A 17,432-nucleotide genomic window follows, 5' to 3' on the forward strand; every position below is an offset into this window, starting at 1 on the left:
TGGTCACCTGACCAGGTCGGTTGCAGATCACACTCCCGATTGCTATTGCACGGGGGGATTCGGCATTAGAGTCCCGGCTTAAGCGAGCGGAGCGAGCGACCTGAAGGAGGGCGCGAGCTCCGCGGAAGCGACTGCCGGGCGCGAGCGCGGCGGGAGAATTGAGCGATGCGGCTCTACTGCGGCGGTGATCCCTGCCCTGAGCCGCCTTCAGGGCCCGCCCGCGGGGCGGCGACGGCATCGGGAGACCCAGCCATGAGCAATGCGTCCAGCAAGCAGATCGCCGTGATCGGTGCCGGCCTGATGGGCGCCGGCATCGCCCAGGTGTCCGCGCAGGCCGGCCACCCGGTGGTGCTGCGGGACGTCACCGAGGAGGCGCTCCAGCGGGGCCTCGCGGGCATCCGCGCCTCCTACGACAAGTTCGTCGCCAAGGGCAGGCTGAGCGCCGAGGACGCCGAGGCCGCGCTGGGCCGGATCACCACCACCACCGACCTGGGCGCCGTCGCCGAGGCCGACATCGTGGTCGAGGCCGTGTTCGAGCAGCTGGAGGTCAAGGAGGGCGTGTTCCGCGAGCTCGACAAGCTCGCCAAGGACGGCGCCGTGCTGGCCTCCAACACCTCGGCCATCCCGATCACCCGGATCGCCGCCGCCACCCGGCGCCCCGAGTCGGTCGTCGGCGTCCACTTCTTCTCGCCGGTCCCGATGATGAAGCTGGTCGAGCTGGTCCGCGGCTACAAGACCAGTGACGAGGCGCTGGCCACCGCCCGTGCCTACGCCGAGGGCGTCGGCAAGGAGGTCGTGGTGGTCAACCGCGACGTGGCCGGCTTCGTGACCACCCGCCTGATCACCGCGCTGGTCGTCGAGGCCGCCAAGCTGTACGAGTCGGGCGTGGCCACCGCCGAGGACATCGACACCGCCTGCCGGCTCGGTTTCGGCCACGCGATGGGCCCGCTCCAGACCGCCGACCTGACCGGCGTGGACATCCTGCTGCACGCCGCCCGCAACATCTACACCGAGACCCAGGACGAGAAGTTCGCCGCGCCGGAGATCATGGCCCGCATGGTCACCGCCGGTGACCTGGGCCGTAAGAGCGGCCGCGGCTTCTACCCGTACGAAGGCAAGTGAGCCGGCCGGGCTGACGACGCGGCGGGCCGTGCGACCGAGCACCGTACGGCCCGCTCCACCGGGGCGGGTGAGTTTCCTCACGCCGGTGCCGCAGACGGGTGATTTGGGCGGTAATCGAGCGTAGGTGTGGGGCCGACCTGCGTATATTCCCTCGGACGGGTGAAGTTGCTTCAGATCTGGCCGGAACCAGCAACCTGCGGAGCCGGTTCACCGTCAGATGAGGGAACCCGGCATTCCGCCCGGGGCCGGACGTGGGGCTGCGGCCCGCCCGGCGACACCCCCCGCTCCCGCACCCGGCACGGCCGGGGCGGACCCGCCCCGCACCAGGCCGTCCAGGCGAAGGAGGAGAGCATGCGCATCACCGGCGACCACACGGCGCTGGCCATCGAAGGCCGCCTCGACGTGCGCACCGCCGCCGACGCGCGGGCCCGGCTGCACCAGGCGGTGGACGGCGGCCTCGGCGACCTCGTACTCGACCTCGCCCGGCTGGAGTTCTGGGACGCCACCGGACTCGGCGTGATCATGGGCACCCACCGCAGGGCCGGCCGGATCGGCCGCCGGCTGGTGCTGCGCTCCGTCCCGGCCCAGCTCCAGCGGCTGCTGGTGGCCACCAAGCTGCACCGCATCCTCGCCGTCGACGGGGTCACCGAGGCGCACGGGGTCGCGCTGTAACCCGTCGTCGCGCCGCCGCACGCGCCCGCACACCCCTCGCCCCCACCACGCAACGTCCCTGGTCAGCGCCCCCGGCCGGCCGTCCGCAGCGGACCGCTCTGCACGGCCGGCTCCCGATGTGCAAGAGTCTGCCCGTCAGAAGACGGCCGCCGGGGCTGCCTCCAGCCCGGCCGAGGCCGTGACCGGACGTCAGCCGGGCGGCGCGGGGCGCCGCCGGCCGAGCACGATGCGGAGCAGAACGTGGCAGAGCCATCCGGGGAGTTCCGGCAGGAGGCCGCCCGCACCCGCGGCGGCGAACTGGTCTCCGGCGGCCTGCTGGTGGGCGTCGGCGCTCCGGACGGCTCCGAGGCCGGGCCCTGCCCCGAGGAGTGGCGGCCGCGTCCGCACCGGATCGAACGCAGCGAACCCGCCCGCGGTCCGGTCGGCGGTGTCGGCCGCGCGGTCGGCCCGCTCGCGCTCGGCGCCGGGCCCGCCGACCTGCCGATGCTGGACCGCGAGGCCGACGTCGCCGAGCTGCTCGGCCTGCTCTCCCAGGGCCGCTCGATACGCCTGGTCGGCCAGGCCGGCTCGGGCCGCAGCGCACTGCTGTCGGCCGTCGCCGAAGCCGCCGCCGACCTCTCCCCCGGCGGGGTGGTGCAGCTCTGCGGCCACCGCAGGACCGTCCCCGACCTGCTCCAGGACCTCTTCGCGGCCACCCATCACGCCCCCGGCTACCGCCCCGACCCCGGACAGCTGGCCGCCCACCTCGCCGAGGTCGGCGCGATCGTGGTGATCGACGCCGCCGAACCCTCCGGCGCCGAGCTGGAGGAACTGCTCGCCGCCGCCCCCGGCTGCGCCTTCGTGATCTCGGCGGCCCCGCACGACCCGCCGCTGCCCGCCGGCTCCCGGCTCCAGGACCACCTGGTGGCCGGGCTCTCCCGCTCCGCCTGCCTCGCCCTCACCGCCCGGCTGGCCGGGCGCCCGCTGGACGTCGACGAGAAGGCCTGGGCGGTGGACCTCTGGTTCGAGTCCGAGGGACTGCCGCTGCGCTTCGTCCAGGCCGCCGCGCTGCTGCGCCAGCGGGACGTGTCGGTGGACGCGCTGGTCGCCGCCGAGGACGACCGGATGGGCGTCTTCGGCGCGCTCGACGAGCCCGTCCACGACCCGGACCCGGCGATCCGGGAGAACGCGCTGCGCCGCACCGTCCCGCTGCCCTCGGTGGCGGAGACCGCCTCGCCCGCGGTCCGGCTCGCCGAGGGGCTGAGCGAGCCCGCGCAGGCCGTGCTGCGGCTCGCCGTCGCGCTCGGCGGCGAGTGCCCCACCGCGCCGCACCTGCCGGCCCTGATCGACGTCGGGCAGGGCGAGGCCGCCCTCGCCGAACTCGCCGACGCGGGGCTGGCGGTGTCCATCGGCGGGCACCACCGGCTGACCGCGGGCGCGCTCGAACTGCTCGTCCCGCACTGGCCGGCCCGCGGCTGCGTCGACGGTGCCGCCCAGCACTTCGCCTGGTGGGTCGGGCACGGCTCGGTGACGCTGGAGCAGATCGCCGCCGAGGCGGAGGTGGTGGTCGGCGTGCTGCTCGCCGACCGCGCCGCGGGGCGGCACGACGCGGTGGTCAGGCTCGCCAGGGCGGCGGCGCCCGCGCTCGCGCTGTCGCTGCGCTGGGGTGCCTGGGAGCGGGTGCTCCAGCTCGGCCTGGAGGCGGCCCGCAGGACCGGTTCGCCGGTCGACCAGGCCTGGTTCCACCACGAGGCGGGCGTGCACGCGATCTGCCTCCGGCAGCCCTCCCGGGCCATCGCCGAGCTGGAGACCGCGCTCACCCTGCGGACCTCGGCGGGGGAGCAGCGCGGGACGGCCTCCGCCCGCCGGATGCTCGACCTGCTGCGCGCCGAGGGCCGGCAGCTGCCGGCCGCCGCGCCCGCCGTGGCGGCATCCGGCCGGGCGCCGGTGATCCGCAAGATCGCGGCCCGGGTGCCGGCCCGCCTGAAGTCCAGCAGACGGCGGCGGGTGGCCGTGGTCTGCACGGCCGTGCTGACCCTGGGGGTGCTCGGCACGGCGGTGGCGATGAGCTTCAGCGGGCCGGAGGAGGTCAAGGGGAAGGACCCGGGCAACGGCCGGCTGGACGGCGGCGGCACCCAGGACGCGCCGTTCCCGCAGTCCTCGGGCAGCGGCTCCCCGGCCCCGGCCGCCACCGATCCCGGCAGCCCGGCCGGGCAGGCGACCAGCCCGGTCCCGTCCACGAGCGGCAGCGCCTCGCACTCGCCGAGCGCCTCGCCGACGAGGAAGCCGAGTTCCTCGCCCGGCGCGTCCGGGTCGCCGGCCTCGCAGCCCCCGCAGTCGCAGCCGCCCGCACCGGGCCAGCCGCAGCCGCCGGTCCCGACGCAGCCGGGGCAGTCCCCGCCGCCGCAGACCGGTCAGCCCACGAAGCCGACGGAGCCGAGCCACACCCCGACGACCGCGTCGCCCGACCCGACCGCCTCACCGTCCGGGTCGCCGACGACCCCGAGCGGTTCGGCCAGCCCGACCGCCCCGGTGACGCCGCCCTGAGCGGTCAGAACAGCTTGAGCTTGTCGTCGTCGATGCCGCGCAGCTCGTCGTAGTCCAGCACCACGCAGCCGATGCCGCGGTCGGTGGCCAGCACGCGGGCCTGCGGCTTGATCTCCTGCGCGGCGAAGACGCCCTTGACCGGGGCCAGCAGGGGGTCCCGGTTGAGGAGTTCGAGGTAGCGGGTGAGCTGTTCGACGCCGTCGATCTCGCCGCGGCGCTTGATCTCGACGGCCACCGTGGCGCCGTCCGAGTCGCGGCAGAGGATGTCGACCGGGCCGATCGCGGTCGGGTACTCGCGGCGGATCAGCGACCAGCCGGACCCGAGCACCTCCATCCGGTCCGCGAGCAGCTCCTGGAGGTGGGCCTCCACGCCGTCCTTGATCAGACCGGGATCGACCCCGAGCTCGTGGGACGAGTCGTGCAGCACCTCCTCCAGCGTGATGATGAGCTTCTCGCCGGCCTTGTTCTCCACCGTCCAGACCCCGTCGGCCTCCCTGAGGACGCACGGCGGGGACATCCAGTTCAGCGGCTTGTAGGCACGGTCGTCGGCGTGGATGCTGACGCTGCCGTCGGCCTTGACCAGGATCAGCCTGGTGGCGGAGGGCAGATGGGCGGAGAGCCGACCGGCATAGTCGACTGAGCAGCGGGCAATTACGAGACGCACGGTCGACCACGCTAGCCCACCGGGGCCAGTTGATGCGATTCCGCGACGGCAGGGTGAAGAAAGCGCGAACCCGGCCAACATGGAGGTCCCGCGGTCCCGACTGCCTCCCGCCGAGGTCTGGCGCCCCCACCTTCAGGTCGCTACGGTGTGTGACGGCATGCTCGCGGGATCGCTGTCAACGGGGACGGAGACTTCAGATGAACGGTCCGACAGGATCCGGCCAATCCGGTGCACCGCAACATATTTCCGAAGCAATCCACAGGAATGACCGGCCTGCCGCGTCGTTGACTGCCACGCTGTCCTGAGTGCGTTCGGTATCCAGGGCGTCACGTCCCGTGGTGCCGCCGCTGTCGCGAAGGTGCCGGAAACCCCTGTCCCTCGGTGTTCCGGACGCCCCCGTGCGCATCCACCACCCTCACTGTGAGCTTGACCTACGCACGACCACCCGGGCGCCGCGCGGGTGGACCGCGAGAGGAGAATCCATGTCGCTCGACGTCTCACCGGCCCTGCTGGAGAAGGCCCAGCGGGGCGAGGTCGACGAGCGGGAATTCGTCGACTGCGTCCGCGTCTCGCTGCCGTACGCCTGGGACCTGATCAGCTCGCTGGTCGCCCAGGCGAAGGTCGACGGCACCGACTTCGCCGACAACCAGGTACCGCCGCCCAGCGAGCAGGCCCGTGGCCAGCTGCTGCGTGCCCTCGCCAGCGACGCCATCCGGGGCGCCCTCCAGCGCCACTTCGGCGTCCGGCTGGCGTTCCAGAACTGCCACCGAGTGGCGGTGTTCCTGCCGTCGGACACCAACGAGGCGCGGTACGGCCGCTTCACCTCCGTCCGGGAGCAGCTGCTCAACCAGTCCGAGGAACTGCGGGACTGCTGACCCCCGTCGTACCCCGGCCGTGGTGCCGGCCGCCCCCGTCCCCCGGTGCGGGGGGAGGGGCGGCGGCCCGGGCCCGCGGGTTCAGCCCAGCTGCGGCAGCACCTCCGAGCCGAGCCGGGCGATGTTGTGCAGGGTCGCCTCGTTCTCGCCGCTGCCCTCGGCGAGCAGGGCGAAGCGGCGGATGCCGGTGCGCTCGGCGGTGGCCAGCAGCCGGTCGGCGCACTGCCGCGGGGTGCCCACCGCGTGCAGGTCGCAGAGCAGCTCGGTGTACTGGCGCGGGTCGCGCATCTTGCGCTCGCGGCCGTCCACGGTGCGGTGGGCGCCGAGCCCGTACTCGAACCAGCCGGGCATCGCGTTCAGCAGCGTGGACCGGGCGGCCGCGGCCCGGTCGTCGACCTGGGCCACCCCGGCCGCGACGTGCCGGCGGCCGACCCGGCGCAGCTGTTCCTCGCCGCGCCCCGCGGCCAGCCAGGCGGTCCGGTACAGCTCCAGCATCCGCAGCTTGTCGTCGTCCCCCGAGTGCATGCCGAGCAGCATCGGCAGGCCCCGCTCGGCGGCCAGCCGCACCCCGCCCGGCGAGGTGCAGGCGACCACCACCGGCGGACCGGCCACCGGCCGCCCGGCGGTGGTGAGTTCCTCGCCGAGGCCCTCGTCCTCCCGGCGCTGGCGCGGGAAGCGCACCGGGCCTGACCGCCCGCCGAGGCCCAGCCAGCTGCTCAGCTGGGGCCGCCGCACGGGCTCGGTGGCCCGCGGCACCACCGGGACCTCGGGGAAGGCGAACTGGGGGCCGTCCGCGCCGACCCGGGAGCCGCGCAGCCAGCGCAGCAGCAGGTCCAGCCGCTCCGGGAAGCCCTTCTCGAAGGCGTCCACGCCGCCGCCGAACACGTCCAGGTCGATCCACGGCCCGCCGCGGCCCACCCCGAGCGTGAACCGTCCGCCCGAGGTGAGGTGCAGCAGCGCCGCCTGCTCGCCGAGTGCCACCGGGTGACGGGTGGAGAGCACGCTCACCGCCGTGCCGACGCCGATCCTGCGGGTGCGGCCGAGCAGCATCCCGGCGAGCGTGGCGGCGTCCGGGCAGACCCCGTACGGCACGAAGTGGTGCTCCGCCAGCCAGACGCTGTCCAGGCCCGCCCGTTCGGCCTCGACGGCGGACCGGACGGTGCGCTCCAGCGCCTCGCCGTGGCTCTGCCCGGGGAACTGCGCGGACAGCAGGAACAGTCCGACCCGCAGCGGCCCGGTGGCCGGTGGCAGCGCGCCCGCCCGCTGGACCGCGGGCAGCGGCTCGCCCGCGACGGCCGTCACCGGGGGGACGGCACTCAGCGTCGGGGCGCTCAGCGTCGGGGCGCTCAGCGTCGGGCCGGGGGAGGGCACCCCGGCCCCGACGGGCCGGCGGTTCTCGGCACGGGCGCTGGTCTTGCTCATCCTGGGGCCTCCTCGGGTGCGCGCAGGGTCTGCGGGCCCCGCCTGTTCCCCCTCTGGGTATCCGATGTCATGTGCCAATGGCACGCGGAACCCCGGATTTCCCCGATGATCGGGTGGATCTCGGCAAAAACGCCGAAGTGCCGGACAAGGCCGTGGTAGTGGCCGTGCGGGAGCCCGGCCGGCCGTAGGCTGGAACGATCCAGAGCCCAGCAGGAGAGGGAGTCCGCCGTGTCGCCGCGCCGCAACCGGATCAAGAGCGCCGCCCCCGAGGAGAGCGCCGCACCGGCCGCCACCCCGTTCGGCGGTTCGCTGCGCCGCACCGAGAGCTACCAGGGCGACGACTGGGTGGTCCAGACCGTCGCCGGGACGGCGGGACGGCACTACCGCTGCCCGGGCTGCGACCAGGAGATCCCGCCGGGCATGGGCCACGTGGTGGCCTGGCCGATGCACGGCGCCGGGGTGGACGACCGGCGGCACTGGCACCGCGCCTGCTGGGGAGCGCGGGAGCGCCGGGCCTCCAACGTGCTGCGGGGCCGCGGCGCGCCGCGCTACTGAGTCCGGTCGCGCGGATCCGTCAGGCGTCGCGCCTCTTGAGCACCAGCGCGCCGCCGACCAGCGCCGCCGCCGTCCAGGCGAGGCAGATCAGGAAGCCGGCCCAGGGCCCGTACGGCTGGCCGTGCTGCTCGTACACCAGCGTCATCCGGGAGCCCGCGTAGTCGGGGAAGTAGTGGGCCAGGGTCTTGACCTTCGGCACCGCCGAGAGGATCGGCGAGAGCAGGAAGAAGAACGGCACCAGCACGCCGAGCGCGAGCGTCTGGTTGTGCAGCATCGTGGTGACGCCCGCCGAGAACAGGCAGAGCATCGTCAGGTACAGCGCGGCCCCGAACACCGCCCGCAGCACGTTGGGCTCGCCGATCGTGGTGGAGTGCGAGCCGAGCAGCGCCTGTCCGGCGAAGAAGGTGACGAAGGCCGTCACCACCGAGACCGCGAGGGCGAGGGCGCCGAGTACCACCGTCTTGCCGGCGAGCAGGGTGGCGCGCTGCGGGACGGCGGCCAGGGTGAGCCGGATCATTCCGCTGCTGTACTCGTTGCCGATCGCCAGCACGCCGAAGACGATGATCGCCAGTTCGCCGAGCACGATGCCGGAGAAGGCGGTGCCGGTGGCGTCGAACGGGTTCGTGTCGTGCTGCCTGAACTCGGCGAAGTTGTTGTTGGTGAGCAGGGACAGCAGCGCGCCGATGCCGACCGTGACGACGAAGGTCAGCGCGAGCGTCCAGAGCGTGGAGCGGACGGTGCGGATCTTCGTCCACTCGGAGCGCAGGATCGCCGGGAAGGACGTCATCTCAGTTCTCCTCCTGCCGTTCGGTGGTGGCCGGCCGGGTGCCGTCCGCCTTCCAGCCGGCGCCCCACTCGGTGGGCGCGCCGGCCGCGTCCCGGCCCGGGCGCTCGCCCGCGTGGTACTCCACCGAGTCGGCCGTCATCTGCATGAAGGCCTCCTCCAGCGAGGCCTGCTGCGGGCTGAGCTCGTGCAGCACCACGCCGTGCCCGGCGAACAGCTCGCCGAGCCGCGCGATGTCCCCGTTCACCACCTCGTAGGAGCCGTCCGGGCCCGGTTCGTGCGGCAGGCCGGCTCCGGCCAGCACGTCGAGCAGCCGCTCCGGCTCCGGGCCGCGCAGCCGGACGGCGGAGCGGGAGTTGCGCCGGATGAACTCCGGCATCGACAGGTCGGCGAGCAGCCTGCCCCGGCCGATGACCACCAGGTGGTCGGCGGTGAGGGCCATCTCGCTCATCAGGTGGGAGGAGACGAAGACCGTCCGGCCCTCGGCGGCGAGGCGCTTCATCAGGTTGCGGACCCAGAGGATGCCCTCCGGGTCCAGGCCGTTGACCGGTTCGTCGAACATGACGATCTCCGGGTCGCCGAGCAGGGCGGAGGCGATGCCCAGGCGCTGGCCCATGCCGAGCGAGAAGCCCCGGGCCCGCTTGCGGGCCACCGGGGTGAGGCCGACCAGGGCGAGCACCTCGTCCACCCGGCGCTCCGGGACGCGGTTGCTCTGGGCGAGCCAGAGCAGGTGGTCGCGGGCGGTGCGGCCGGGGTGGACGGCCTTGGCCTCCAGCAGCGCGCCGATGTACTTGAGCGGCTCGCTCAGCTGACCGTAGTGCTTGCCGTCGATGGTGACCCGGCCGGCGGTCGGCCGGTCGAGGTCGAGGATCATGCGCATGGTGGTGGACTTGCCGGCGCCGTTGGGGCCGAGGAAGCCGGTCACCTGGCCCCGGGGCACCTGGAAGCTGAGCCGGTCCACCGCGAGCGTCTTGCCGTAACGTTTTGTCAGGTCGTGCAACTCGATCATTCGCGCTCCCTTACTCCCTGTCAGGCTAGGACAAAGCGGGTGTACGGGCCCGTCGGGTGAACCTGCCGAGTGGGCCGCCCGGTCGAGCCGCAATAGGTTGGGCACATGACCCAGAGTCCCTCCGCAGTGTCGGTCCGCGAGAGCGGTACCGGAACACCACTCGTGCTGCTGCACGCCTTCCCGCTGAACGCCTCGATGTGGTCGTCCCAACTGGACGCGCTGCCCGGTATGACCGGAGACGAAGCGCGTGTGCTCGCCCCCGACCAGCGGGGGTTCGGCGGTACCGGGCTGGGCGCCGACGAGCCCTCGCTGGACCTGGTCGCGGACGACCTCGCCCTGCTGCTGGACGCGGCCGGGATCGAACGCGCGGTGGTCGGCGGGCTGTCCATGGGCGGCTACGTGGCGCTGGCCTTCGCCCGCCGCCACCCCGGCCGGCTGTCCGGCCTGCTGCTGGCCAACACCCGGGCCACCGCCGACACCGACGCGGTGCGGGCCAACCGGGAACGGATCGCCGCCGCCGTCACCGCGCGGGACAGCGTCCGGCTGCTGCTGGACGAGCAGGTCGCGGCCGGGCAGCTCGGGCCGGACTCGCAGCAGCTGGTGGAGCGGGTGCGGGCGATGGTCGCCGCCGCGCCGCCGGCCGCCGTCGCCTGGGCCCAGCGGGCCATGGCGGCCCGCCCGGACGCCTTGGACGTGCTGGCCGCCCTGCGGGTGCCGGTCGCGGTCGTGGCGGGCGCCCGGGACGCCCTGGTGGCGCCGGAGGAGGCCGAGCTGATGGTGCGGGCCAGTCCGGACGCCGAGCTGACCGTCGTCCCCGGGGTGGGCCACCTGAGCGCCCTGGAGGCGCCCGAGGCCTTCGACGCCGCCGTGCGCACCCTGCTCGCCCGGGTGGCCGCCGGATGAGCCAGGAGAGCCAGGACGCGGCGGCCTGGGACTTCTCCGCGCTGGAGGTGACCGGCCGGATGCCCGTGACCAACCGGAGCGAGGCGCTGGTCGAACTGACCCTGGAACCGCTCGGCGAGGACTACTGGATGCGCCCCGGGGAGACCTTCATCGTCACCTCGTACGGCGACTACGGGCTCGGGCACCCCTTCGAGGTGCAGTACTGGCCCGACTCGGTGTCGGTCTGGTGCACCTCCTGGTTCGGCACCGTCTCGGACGACGAGGGCAACCAGCTCAGCAGCGGTTACCAGCGGCCGGACGGGGCGTACCCGAGGTAGCCGTGCGTCCGGCCGGGAAGTGCCCGAGGTGATGACGGCGCGAAAGCCGGCAGGCCCTCACCCTGGCGGGTGAGGGCCTGCGGTGCCACCGGGTCCGGTGCGTCAGCGCGACTGCTGGGCGGGCACGCCCATCGTGTCGTCGTTCGGCAGCGAGGCGGCGGCCACGGCCGCGCCGGTCAGCGTCGCCAGCATCTCGCGGACGTTGGTCAGCTGGGCGTTGATGCTGTCGCGGCGGTTGGTGAGCGCCGCCAGCTCGCGCTCGGATTCGCTGCGGATGCGGTCCGCCTTGGCGTTGGCGTCGGCCACGATGTCCTCGGACTGGCGCTGGGCCGTCTCGACGGTCTGGCGGGCGCGGCGCTCGGCGTCGGTGCGCAGCTTCTCGGCCTCCAGGCGCAGCTGCTCGGCCCGGTGCTCGATCTCGGCCAGGCGCTTCTCCGCCTTGGCCTGACGGGCCGCCAGGTCGCGCTCGGACTGCTCGCGGCGCTTGGCCAGGTTGGTCTCGAACTCCAGCGCGGCCTGGGCGGCCTTGGTGCGGGTGTCCTCGAAGAGGGCGTCCGCCTCCTCGCGCTTGTTCTGGGCGTCCTTGTTGGCCTCGGCGCGCAGCTGGGCGGCGTCGCTCTTCGACTTGTCGACGATCCGCAGCCCCTCGTCCTCCGCCTTGGCCTTGCGGTCCTTGGCGTAGTTCTCGGCCTCGGTGCGGACCTGCTGGGCGGCGGCCTCGGCGAGCTCGCGGTGCTGCTCGGCGGCGCGGTGCGCCTCGTCGCGCAGGTCCTTGGCCTCCTCCTCGGCGAGTCGCAGGATCTTCTCGACCCGGGCGCCGAGGCCGGCGTAGGAGGGCTCCTGCTCGACCACGGCCGCCTGGGCGGTCTGGGTCTCCAGGTGGAGCTCCTCGATGCGCTTCTCCAGCGCGCTGATCCGGGTCAAGGCACTGTCACGGTCGGCCACCAGCTTGGTGATCCGCTCGTCGACCTGGGCGCGCTCGTACCCACGGCGCACCAGGTCGAAGCCGTGAGGGGAGTGACTGTCGCTCATGGGGTTCTGGGCTTCCTGTCGTCAAACCGCTGAGGTGGTTGAGGGAATCCTGACACGGTACCGGAGTGTCGACGGCGATACGCCGTCCTCTCACGGACAATGGCCGCCAATGTCCGCTCAATCGGGTGGTGAGCTCTTGGAGCGATTGCCACCCGACCGGGGGGAGCCAACTCCGGCACCGGCCTTGGCGCCCCCGTCCTTCTTGGTGCTGCTTCCCCCGTTGGCCTGGGCGACCGGTGACGGCGCCTCGAACGCCTCCAGGGCGGACAGCACGTCCTGGACCCTGGAGATCTCGGTGTTGATGTCCTTGCGGCGGCGCACCAGTTCGTCCAGCTCGCGCCGGCCCTCGTCGGTGACCCGCTTCGCCTCGGCCTTGGCCTCGGCGAGCAGCCGCTCGGCCTCCGCCTTCGCCAGCTCGATCTGCTCGTCCGCGGCCTCGTCGGCGTCCCGCAGCCGCTTCTCCGCCTCGGTGGACGCCTGCTCCAGCCGCTCCTCGGCCTCGGTCTCGGACGACCGGAACCTGGCCTCGGCCTTGACGATCAGCGCCTCGGCGCGGCCGGTGGAGTCGGCGAGCTTGGTCTCCGCCTCCTTCAGCAGGCCCTCGGCCTTGCGGACGGCGGAGATCCGGACCTTGCTGGCCTCCGCGGACGCCTCCGAGGTCAGCTCGGCGGCCCGGTCCTCGGCCGCGGCGACCAGGGTCGCCGCCCGGTCCTCGGCCTCGGCGACGGTGGCCACCGCCTGCTCCTCGGCCTCGGTCAGCTGCTCCTGAGCGGCCGTCACCAGCGCGTCCACCCGCTCGCCGGCCGACTTCATGGCCGCCGCGTTCTCCTTGCGGGCGCGCTCGTGCAGCGCCTCCACCTCGGCGTCGGTGCGCTCGCGCAGCTCCTCGGCGCGCTCGCGGATCGCGGTCGCGTCCCGGCGGGCCTCGGCGAGCAGGGCGTCCGCGTCGGAGCGGCCCTTCTCGACCTCGGCCTGACCGGCCGCCTCGCCGGCGGCGACCAGCCGGCCGGCCTCCTTGCGGGCGGCGGCGACCATCGCGTCCGCCTGCTCCTCGGCGGCGGCGGTGGTGGCCAGCGCGGTGGTCTGGGCGTCCTCGCCGAGCGCCTCGGCGTCCGCGAAGGCCTTCTCCAGAACGGACTTGGCCCGCGCGCGGGTGGACTTGTCGAACTGCTCGGCGGCCTCCCTGGTCTCCGCGTCGAAGGCGTCGGCGCGGGCGTGGGTGGCGGAGTCGTAGTCGTCGGCCAGGGTGCGGGTGGCGAGGGCGTACTCCTCGGCCTCGGCGCGCAGACCGGCGGCCAGCTCCTCGGCGTCGGCGACGGCGCGGGCGCCCCTGGCCTCGGCCTCGGCCACCGTACGGGCGGCCTGTGCCCCGGCGTCGGCGCGCAGCTGCTCGGCGGCCTCCTGGGCGGCGCGCAGCTCGGCCTCGGCGTCCGCGCGCAGCTGCTCGTCGTAGGCGTGGGCCTCGGCACGCAGACGGCCGAGCTCGTTCTCGGCGGCCTCCAGCTCGGCGGCCAGCTCCAGCTCGGTCTGCTCGCGCAGGGCGGTGGTCTCGGCCTCGGCGCGGGCGCGCAGGTCGGCCGTCTCGCGGTCGGTGAGCTCGCGCAGCTCGGCGCTCTCGCGCTCGACCAGGGCGCGCAGCTCGGAGGCGTACGCGTCGGCGGACTCGCGCTGCTCGGTGGTCTCGCGCTCGGCGAGGGCGCGCAGCTCGGTGGCGTCCTGCTCGGCGGCCTCGCGGACCTCGGCGACCTCCTGTTCGGCGGCGGCCCTGAGCGCGGCGATCTGCTCGGCGCCGGCCTCGTGCATGCCGGCGACCGACTGGCGGACCTCGGCGGCCTCCTCCTCGGCCGTGGCCACCAGCTCGGCACCCTCGGCCTTGGCGGCGGCGATCAGCTCGGCGCGGTCGGCCTTGGCCTGCTCCAGCTCGGCGGCGGCCTCGGTGCGGATGCCGTCGGCGGCGGCGCGGGCCTCGGACAGCGCGCGGCCGGCCTCGGCCCGGACGGTCTCGGCCTGCTCGTTGGCCAGGGCCAGTTCGGCGGCGGCCTTCTCGCGGGTCGCCTTGGCGTCCTTGGCGGCCTCGGTCCGGTACTGCTCGGCGGTGGCCCGGGACCGCTCCAGCACCTCGTCGGCGGCGGTGCGCTGCTCGGCGGCGTAGGCGTCGGCCTGCTCGTGGACGTCGCCGGCGTAGGCGTCGGCGGCTTCGCGGACGTCGGCGCTGTGCCGGTCGGCCTCGGCCCTGGTCTCGGCGGCGTAGGCGTCGGCGGCGGTGTGCTGCTCGGTGGCGTACGCGTCGGCGGCTTCGCGGACCTCGGCGCTGTGCCGGTCGGCGGCCTCGCGGACCTCGGCGCTGTGCTTGGCGGCGGCCTCGCGGACCTCGGCGCTGTGCTTGGCGGCGGCCTCGCGGACCTCGGCCGTCTCGGCCGCGGTGCGCTCGGTGAGGTCGGCGGCGTGCTGCTCGGCCTCGGCCCTGGTCTGCGCGGCGTAGGCGTCCGCGGTGGTGTGCTGCTCCGCGGCGTAGGCGTCGGCCGCCTCGCAGACCTCTTCGGCGTGCTTGTCGGCGGCTTCGCGGACCTCGGCGCTGTGCTTGGCGGCGGCCTCGCGGACCTCGGCCGTCTCGGCCGCGGTGCGCTCGGTGAGGTCGGCGGCGTGCTGCTCGGCCTCGGTGCGGAGGCGGTCGGCGTAGGCCTCCGCGGTCTCCCGCTGCCGGGTGGTCTCGCGCTGGGCGAGGGCCCGCAGCTCGGCGGCGGCGTGCTCGGCCTCGGCCCGGAGCTGTTCGGCGGCCTGCTCGGCCTGCTCGCGGGCGGCCGTGGCGGTGGTCAGTTGCTCGGCGGTCTCCTCGCGCTCGCGGCGCAGCCCGTCGGCGGCCTCCTCGCGCTCGCGCCGGCTCTCCTCGCGCAGCGCGTTCGCGGCCGCGTCGGCCTCGGCCCTGGTGCGGGCGGCCTCGGTGTCGGCCTCGGTGCGCACGCGCTCGGCGTCGGCCACCGCGGCGTCCCTGACGGAGTTCGCCCCGGCCTGCGCCTCGGTGCTCAGGGCCTCCGCGGCGGCGGTCGCCTCGGCGCGCACCCGCTGGTCGAACTCGGCTGCCTCGCGCCGGAGTTCGGCGGTCTCACGCTCGGCGGCGGCCCGGTTCTCGGCGGCCGCGGCCTTGGCGGAGGCGAGCGCGTCCTGGCCCTGCTGTTCGGCGGTCCCGGTGATCTTCCCGGCCTCGGCGCGGGCCCGGGTCAGGGTCTGCTCGGCCCGTCCCTGGGTCTCGGCCGCCTGCTCCTGGGCGTGCTCGCGCAGCCGCTCGACCTCCGCTGCCGCGCCCGCGCGCAGGTCGTCCGCGTCGGCCTTGGCCTTGGTGAGCAGCTCCTCGGCGTTCTTCGCCGACTCCTCGATCTGGGCCACGGCCTGGCGGCGGGCCTCGCCGCGCACCCGGTCGGCCTCGGCGGCGGCCTGGGCGCGCAGCTCCTCGGCCTCGGCCCGCAGCCGGGCCGCCTCGTCCTGCATCTGCTCGATCCGCTCGCGGATCGCGGCGGCGTCGTCCAGGGCGGCGTTCTGGGCCTGCTCGACGGCGGCCTGGGCCTGCTCGCGCAGCCGCTGCGCCTCCGCGGCGGCCTCGGCACGGATCCGCTCGGCCTCGGCGGCGGCCTCGCCGCGCGCCGTCTCGGCGTCCCGGTCGGCCCGGCCGAGCACCTCCTCGGCGGTCTTGGCGGCCTTGGCGAGGTGGACGGTGGCGTCCTTGGCGCCGGCCGCCCGGCCCGCCTCCTCGGCCTCGCCGCGCAGCCGCAGGGCGTCGGCCTCGGCCTGTGCCCGCAGCTCGGCGACGTCCCGCTCGGCCTGGGCGCGCAGTTCGGCGATCGCCGCCTCGGCCTCGGACTTCAGCTCGGTGGCGACCGACGCGGCGGTGGCCCGCAGCCGCTCGCTCTCCTCGGCCGCGGCGGCCCTGGCGGCGTCGGCCTCGGCCTGCTTGGTGGTGGCTTCGGTCCGGACGGCCTCGGCCTCGGCGCGGATCGCCTCGGCCTCCTTGGTGGCCTGGGCGACCATCCGGGCCACCTCGGCCCTGGCGGTCTGCGAGCGCTGCTCGTTGGCGGCCTCGCCGTCGGCGACCTTGCGCTCGGCGGCGGCCTCGGCGTCGGCCTGGAGCTGTTCGGCGGCCTGCTCGGCCTGGTTGCGCAGCTCGGTGGCCTCGTGGCGGGTGCGCTCCGCCTCGGCGATGGCCTCGGCGCGCAGCCTCTCTATCTCGGCCTTGGCGGCGGAGAGCTGCTGTTCGGCCCTGGCCTGTTCGGCGGAGGCCTGCGACGTGAGCCGGCCGATCTCGGCCTGCGCGGCGGCCAGCTGGCCCTCGGCGGCGGCGTGCGCGGCGGCGAGCTGCTGCTGGGCCTCGCCGCGCGCGGCGTCCACGTCGGCGGCGGCCTGGGCACCGGCCTGCTGGGCCTGCTCGGAGGCGGCGCGCAGCAGGCGCTCGGCATCGGTCTGGGCCCGGTGGAGGGCGGCCTCGGCGGCGGCCTGGGCTTCACCGCGGGCGGCGTCCACGTCGGCGGCGGTCCTGGCGCGGGCCTGGTCGGCGAGGGCGACGGCCTCCGCACGGGCGGCGGCGACCATCCGCTCGGACTCGGCGCGGGCCTCCTGGAGCAGCCGCTGGGCCTCCTGCTCGGAGCCGGCCCTGGTCTGCTCGGCCCAGCCGTTGACGTGCTGCTCCGCGGAGCGGCGCAGCTCGGCGAGCTCGTCCTCGAGCTGGCGGCGGCGGGCGGTGAGCTCGGCCTCCAGCCGGGAGGTGCGCTCGGCGGCCTCGGCCATGATCCGCTGGGTGGCGGCCTGGGAGTCGCGCAGCTGGCGCTCGGCGTCGGCGCGCAGCTGCTGGGCCTGCATCTCGGCGGTGCGGAGCATCTGCTCGGCCTGGCCGGAAACGGCGTCGAAGGCGCGCGGCTGGGCGAGCATGCGGCGGGACTCGTGCAGCTTCGCCCGGAGCACCTCCACCTGGTAGGCGAGGTCCTCGGCATGCTCGACTGCCTTGTCCCGCTCCTTCCGAGTCCGACCCATCTCGGCCTCGAACTGGGAGAGGTGATCGTCAACCTCGTAGCGGTCGTTGCCCCGCACTCCGCGGTCCCATCCATCTCCTGGTCGCGTCCTCGACCCGGCCGGTGCCGGGCTCCCGTTTTCCGGGGGCCGGTCCGACTGGTCCTTGCATCCGCGGCCGGTGGACGGCTCCCCGCCAATCAGGGGCCGCCCGCCGCGGTCGTCGGAGTCCGGGGCGCGGGATCGCGGGAGTTTTTCCGCGCTCCCCCGTCCGAGTGGACTCCTGGGCGAACTCTTGCCTTGTGGAGAATGGTGACAGATCCGTCTTGCGACTGTTCAGCCGTGCCCGCGTAATGGACTCCCCTTGCGACGGGCCCACCACCGGAGGGCGGACGGGCCTGTCATCGGCCGTGCCCGTCGCCTCCGTCCCCCGGAGCCTTCGCGCACCTGGGCATTGTAGTGGGAGCGCACCGCGGGGGAATGGCCGCAGGGGGGTTTTCCGGCTCTTCCGGCCAGGTTACTGACGGGTCATGACCGACGGGGCGTCGGTTGCCGC

13 protein-coding genes are annotated in these 17,432 nt (G+C 74.8%); 7 read left to right on the forward strand and 6 right to left on the reverse strand.

The annotated features are described in order from the left end of the window. Window positions 1-252 precede the first annotated feature (252 nt). From ACIQOW_RS13270 to ACIQOW_RS13280, 3 genes are all read left to right on the forward strand, one after another. Window positions 253-1,122 carry a 3-hydroxyacyl-CoA dehydrogenase family protein gene (locus tag ACIQOW_RS13270; protein WP_401083568.1) on the forward strand — a complete coding sequence of 290 codons (870 nt, stop codon included), beginning with the start codon at window positions 253-255 and terminating at the stop codon, window positions 1,120-1,122. Window positions 1,123-1,473: 351 nt separating this feature from the next. Beyond that, window positions 1,474-1,794 carry an STAS domain-containing protein gene (locus ACIQOW_RS13275; protein WP_401083570.1) on the forward strand — a complete coding sequence of 107 codons (321 nt, stop codon included), beginning with the start codon at window positions 1,474-1,476 and terminating at the stop codon, window positions 1,792-1,794. A gap of 240 nt (window positions 1,795-2,034) precedes the next feature. Next, window positions 2,035-4,320: an ATP-binding protein gene (locus ACIQOW_RS13280; protein ID WP_401083571.1), complete on the forward strand. Its 2,286-nt coding sequence runs from the start codon at window positions 2,035-2,037 to the stop codon at window positions 4,318-4,320. A 4-nt stretch (window positions 4,321-4,324) separates the two neighbouring features. On the opposite strand, the gene nucS is transcribed toward ACIQOW_RS13280, so the two are convergent. Further along, entirely contained in the window at window positions 4,325-4,984 is a 660-nt protein-coding gene (gene nucS, locus ACIQOW_RS13285; RefSeq protein WP_188295135.1) for an endonuclease NucS, read from the reverse strand. Between the two features lie 482 nt (window positions 4,985-5,466). Between nucS and ACIQOW_RS13290 the strand changes: the two genes are divergently transcribed. Then, window positions 5,467-5,859: an SCO5389 family protein gene (locus ACIQOW_RS13290; RefSeq protein WP_188295136.1), complete on the forward strand. Its 393-nt coding sequence runs from the start codon at window positions 5,467-5,469 to the stop codon at window positions 5,857-5,859. An 81-nt stretch (window positions 5,860-5,940) separates the two neighbouring features. On the opposite strand, the gene ACIQOW_RS13295 is transcribed toward ACIQOW_RS13290, so the two are convergent. Then, window positions 5,941-7,089, reverse strand: coding sequence for an LLM class flavin-dependent oxidoreductase (locus ACIQOW_RS13295; RefSeq protein WP_401083758.1), 1,149 nt, complete (start codon window positions 7,087-7,089; stop codon window positions 5,941-5,943). Window positions 7,090-7,509: 420 nt separating this feature from the next. On the opposite strand from ACIQOW_RS13295, the gene ACIQOW_RS13300 reads away from it, so the two are divergent. Then, complete coding sequence (locus ACIQOW_RS13300; protein WP_401083574.1) at window positions 7,510-7,836, forward strand: ATP/GTP-binding protein; 327 nt, start codon at window positions 7,510-7,512, stop codon at window positions 7,834-7,836. Between the two features lie 19 nt (window positions 7,837-7,855). Here the strand turns inward: ACIQOW_RS13300 and ACIQOW_RS13305 are convergent, their stop codons facing one another. Together ACIQOW_RS13305 and ACIQOW_RS13310 are read right to left on the reverse strand one after the other, a co-directional pair. Then, entirely contained in the window at window positions 7,856-8,623 is a 768-nt protein-coding gene (locus tag ACIQOW_RS13305; protein WP_401083576.1) for an ABC transporter permease subunit, read from the reverse strand. Window position 8,624: 1 nt separating this feature from the next. Next, the gene (locus tag ACIQOW_RS13310; protein ID WP_401083578.1) at window positions 8,625-9,629 is read right to left on the reverse strand and encodes an ABC transporter ATP-binding protein; all 1,005 of its coding nucleotides are present in this window, start codon (window positions 9,627-9,629) and stop codon (window positions 8,625-8,627) included. A gap of 105 nt (window positions 9,630-9,734) precedes the next feature. On the opposite strand from ACIQOW_RS13310, the gene ACIQOW_RS13315 reads away from it, so the two are divergent. Then, on the forward strand, window positions 9,735-10,532 hold the full coding sequence (locus ACIQOW_RS13315) for an alpha/beta fold hydrolase (RefSeq protein WP_401083580.1): 798 nt from the start codon (window positions 9,735-9,737) through the stop codon (window positions 10,530-10,532). Beyond that, window positions 10,529-10,849 (forward strand): hypothetical protein, encoded by a 321-nt coding sequence (locus ACIQOW_RS13320; protein ID WP_188295141.1) that lies wholly within the window; start codon window positions 10,529-10,531, stop codon window positions 10,847-10,849. The genes ACIQOW_RS13315 and ACIQOW_RS13320 overlap by 4 nt, the downstream gene beginning before the upstream one ends. Before the next feature lie 102 nt (window positions 10,850-10,951). On the opposite strand, the gene ACIQOW_RS13325 is transcribed toward ACIQOW_RS13320, so the two are convergent. Both ACIQOW_RS13325 and ACIQOW_RS13330 read right to left on the reverse strand, forming a co-directional pair. Continuing rightward, window positions 10,952-11,881, reverse strand: coding sequence for a cellulose-binding protein (locus ACIQOW_RS13325; protein ID WP_188295142.1), 930 nt, complete (start codon window positions 11,879-11,881; stop codon window positions 10,952-10,954). Window positions 11,882-11,998: 117 nt separating this feature from the next. Beyond that, a complete protein-coding gene (locus ACIQOW_RS13330; RefSeq protein WP_401083583.1) occupies window positions 11,999-16,957 on the reverse strand; it encodes a hypothetical protein in 4,959 nt (1,652 codons plus the stop codon). Window positions 16,958-17,432 lie beyond the last annotated feature (475 nt).

It is taken from the genome of Kitasatospora sp. NPDC091335 (assembly GCF_044757205.1).
Lineage (GTDB): Bacteria > Actinomycetota > Actinomycetes > Streptomycetales > Streptomycetaceae > Kitasatospora.

Excerpts from the sequence above, each read along its gene's own strand:
- ACIQOW_RS13270 (WP_401083568.1), top strand. The coding sequence starts at position 253 with ATGAGCAATGCGTCCAGCAAGCAGATCGCCGTGATCGGTGCCGGCCTG.
- ACIQOW_RS13315 (WP_401083580.1), top strand. The coding sequence starts at position 9,735 with ATGACCCAGAGTCCCTCCGCAGTGTCGGTCCGCGAGAGCGGTACCGGA.
- ACIQOW_RS13320 (WP_188295141.1), top strand. The coding sequence starts at position 10,529 with ATGAGCCAGGAGAGCCAGGACGCGGCGGCCTGGGACTTCTCCGCGCTG.
- ACIQOW_RS13290 (WP_188295136.1), top strand. The coding sequence starts at position 5,467 with ATGTCGCTCGACGTCTCACCGGCCCTGCTGGAGAAGGCCCAGCGGGGC.
- ACIQOW_RS13275 (WP_401083570.1), top strand. The coding sequence starts at position 1,474 with ATGCGCATCACCGGCGACCACACGGCGCTGGCCATCGAAGGCCGCCTC.
- ACIQOW_RS13305 (WP_401083576.1), bottom strand. The coding sequence starts at position 8,623 with ATGACGTCCTTCCCGGCGATCCTGCGCTCCGAGTGGACGAAGATCCGC.
- ACIQOW_RS13310 (WP_401083578.1), bottom strand. The coding sequence starts at position 9,629 with ATGATCGAGTTGCACGACCTGACAAAACGTTACGGCAAGACGCTCGCG.
- ACIQOW_RS13325 (WP_188295142.1), bottom strand. The coding sequence starts at position 11,881 with ATGAGCGACAGTCACTCCCCTCACGGCTTCGACCTGGTGCGCCGTGGG.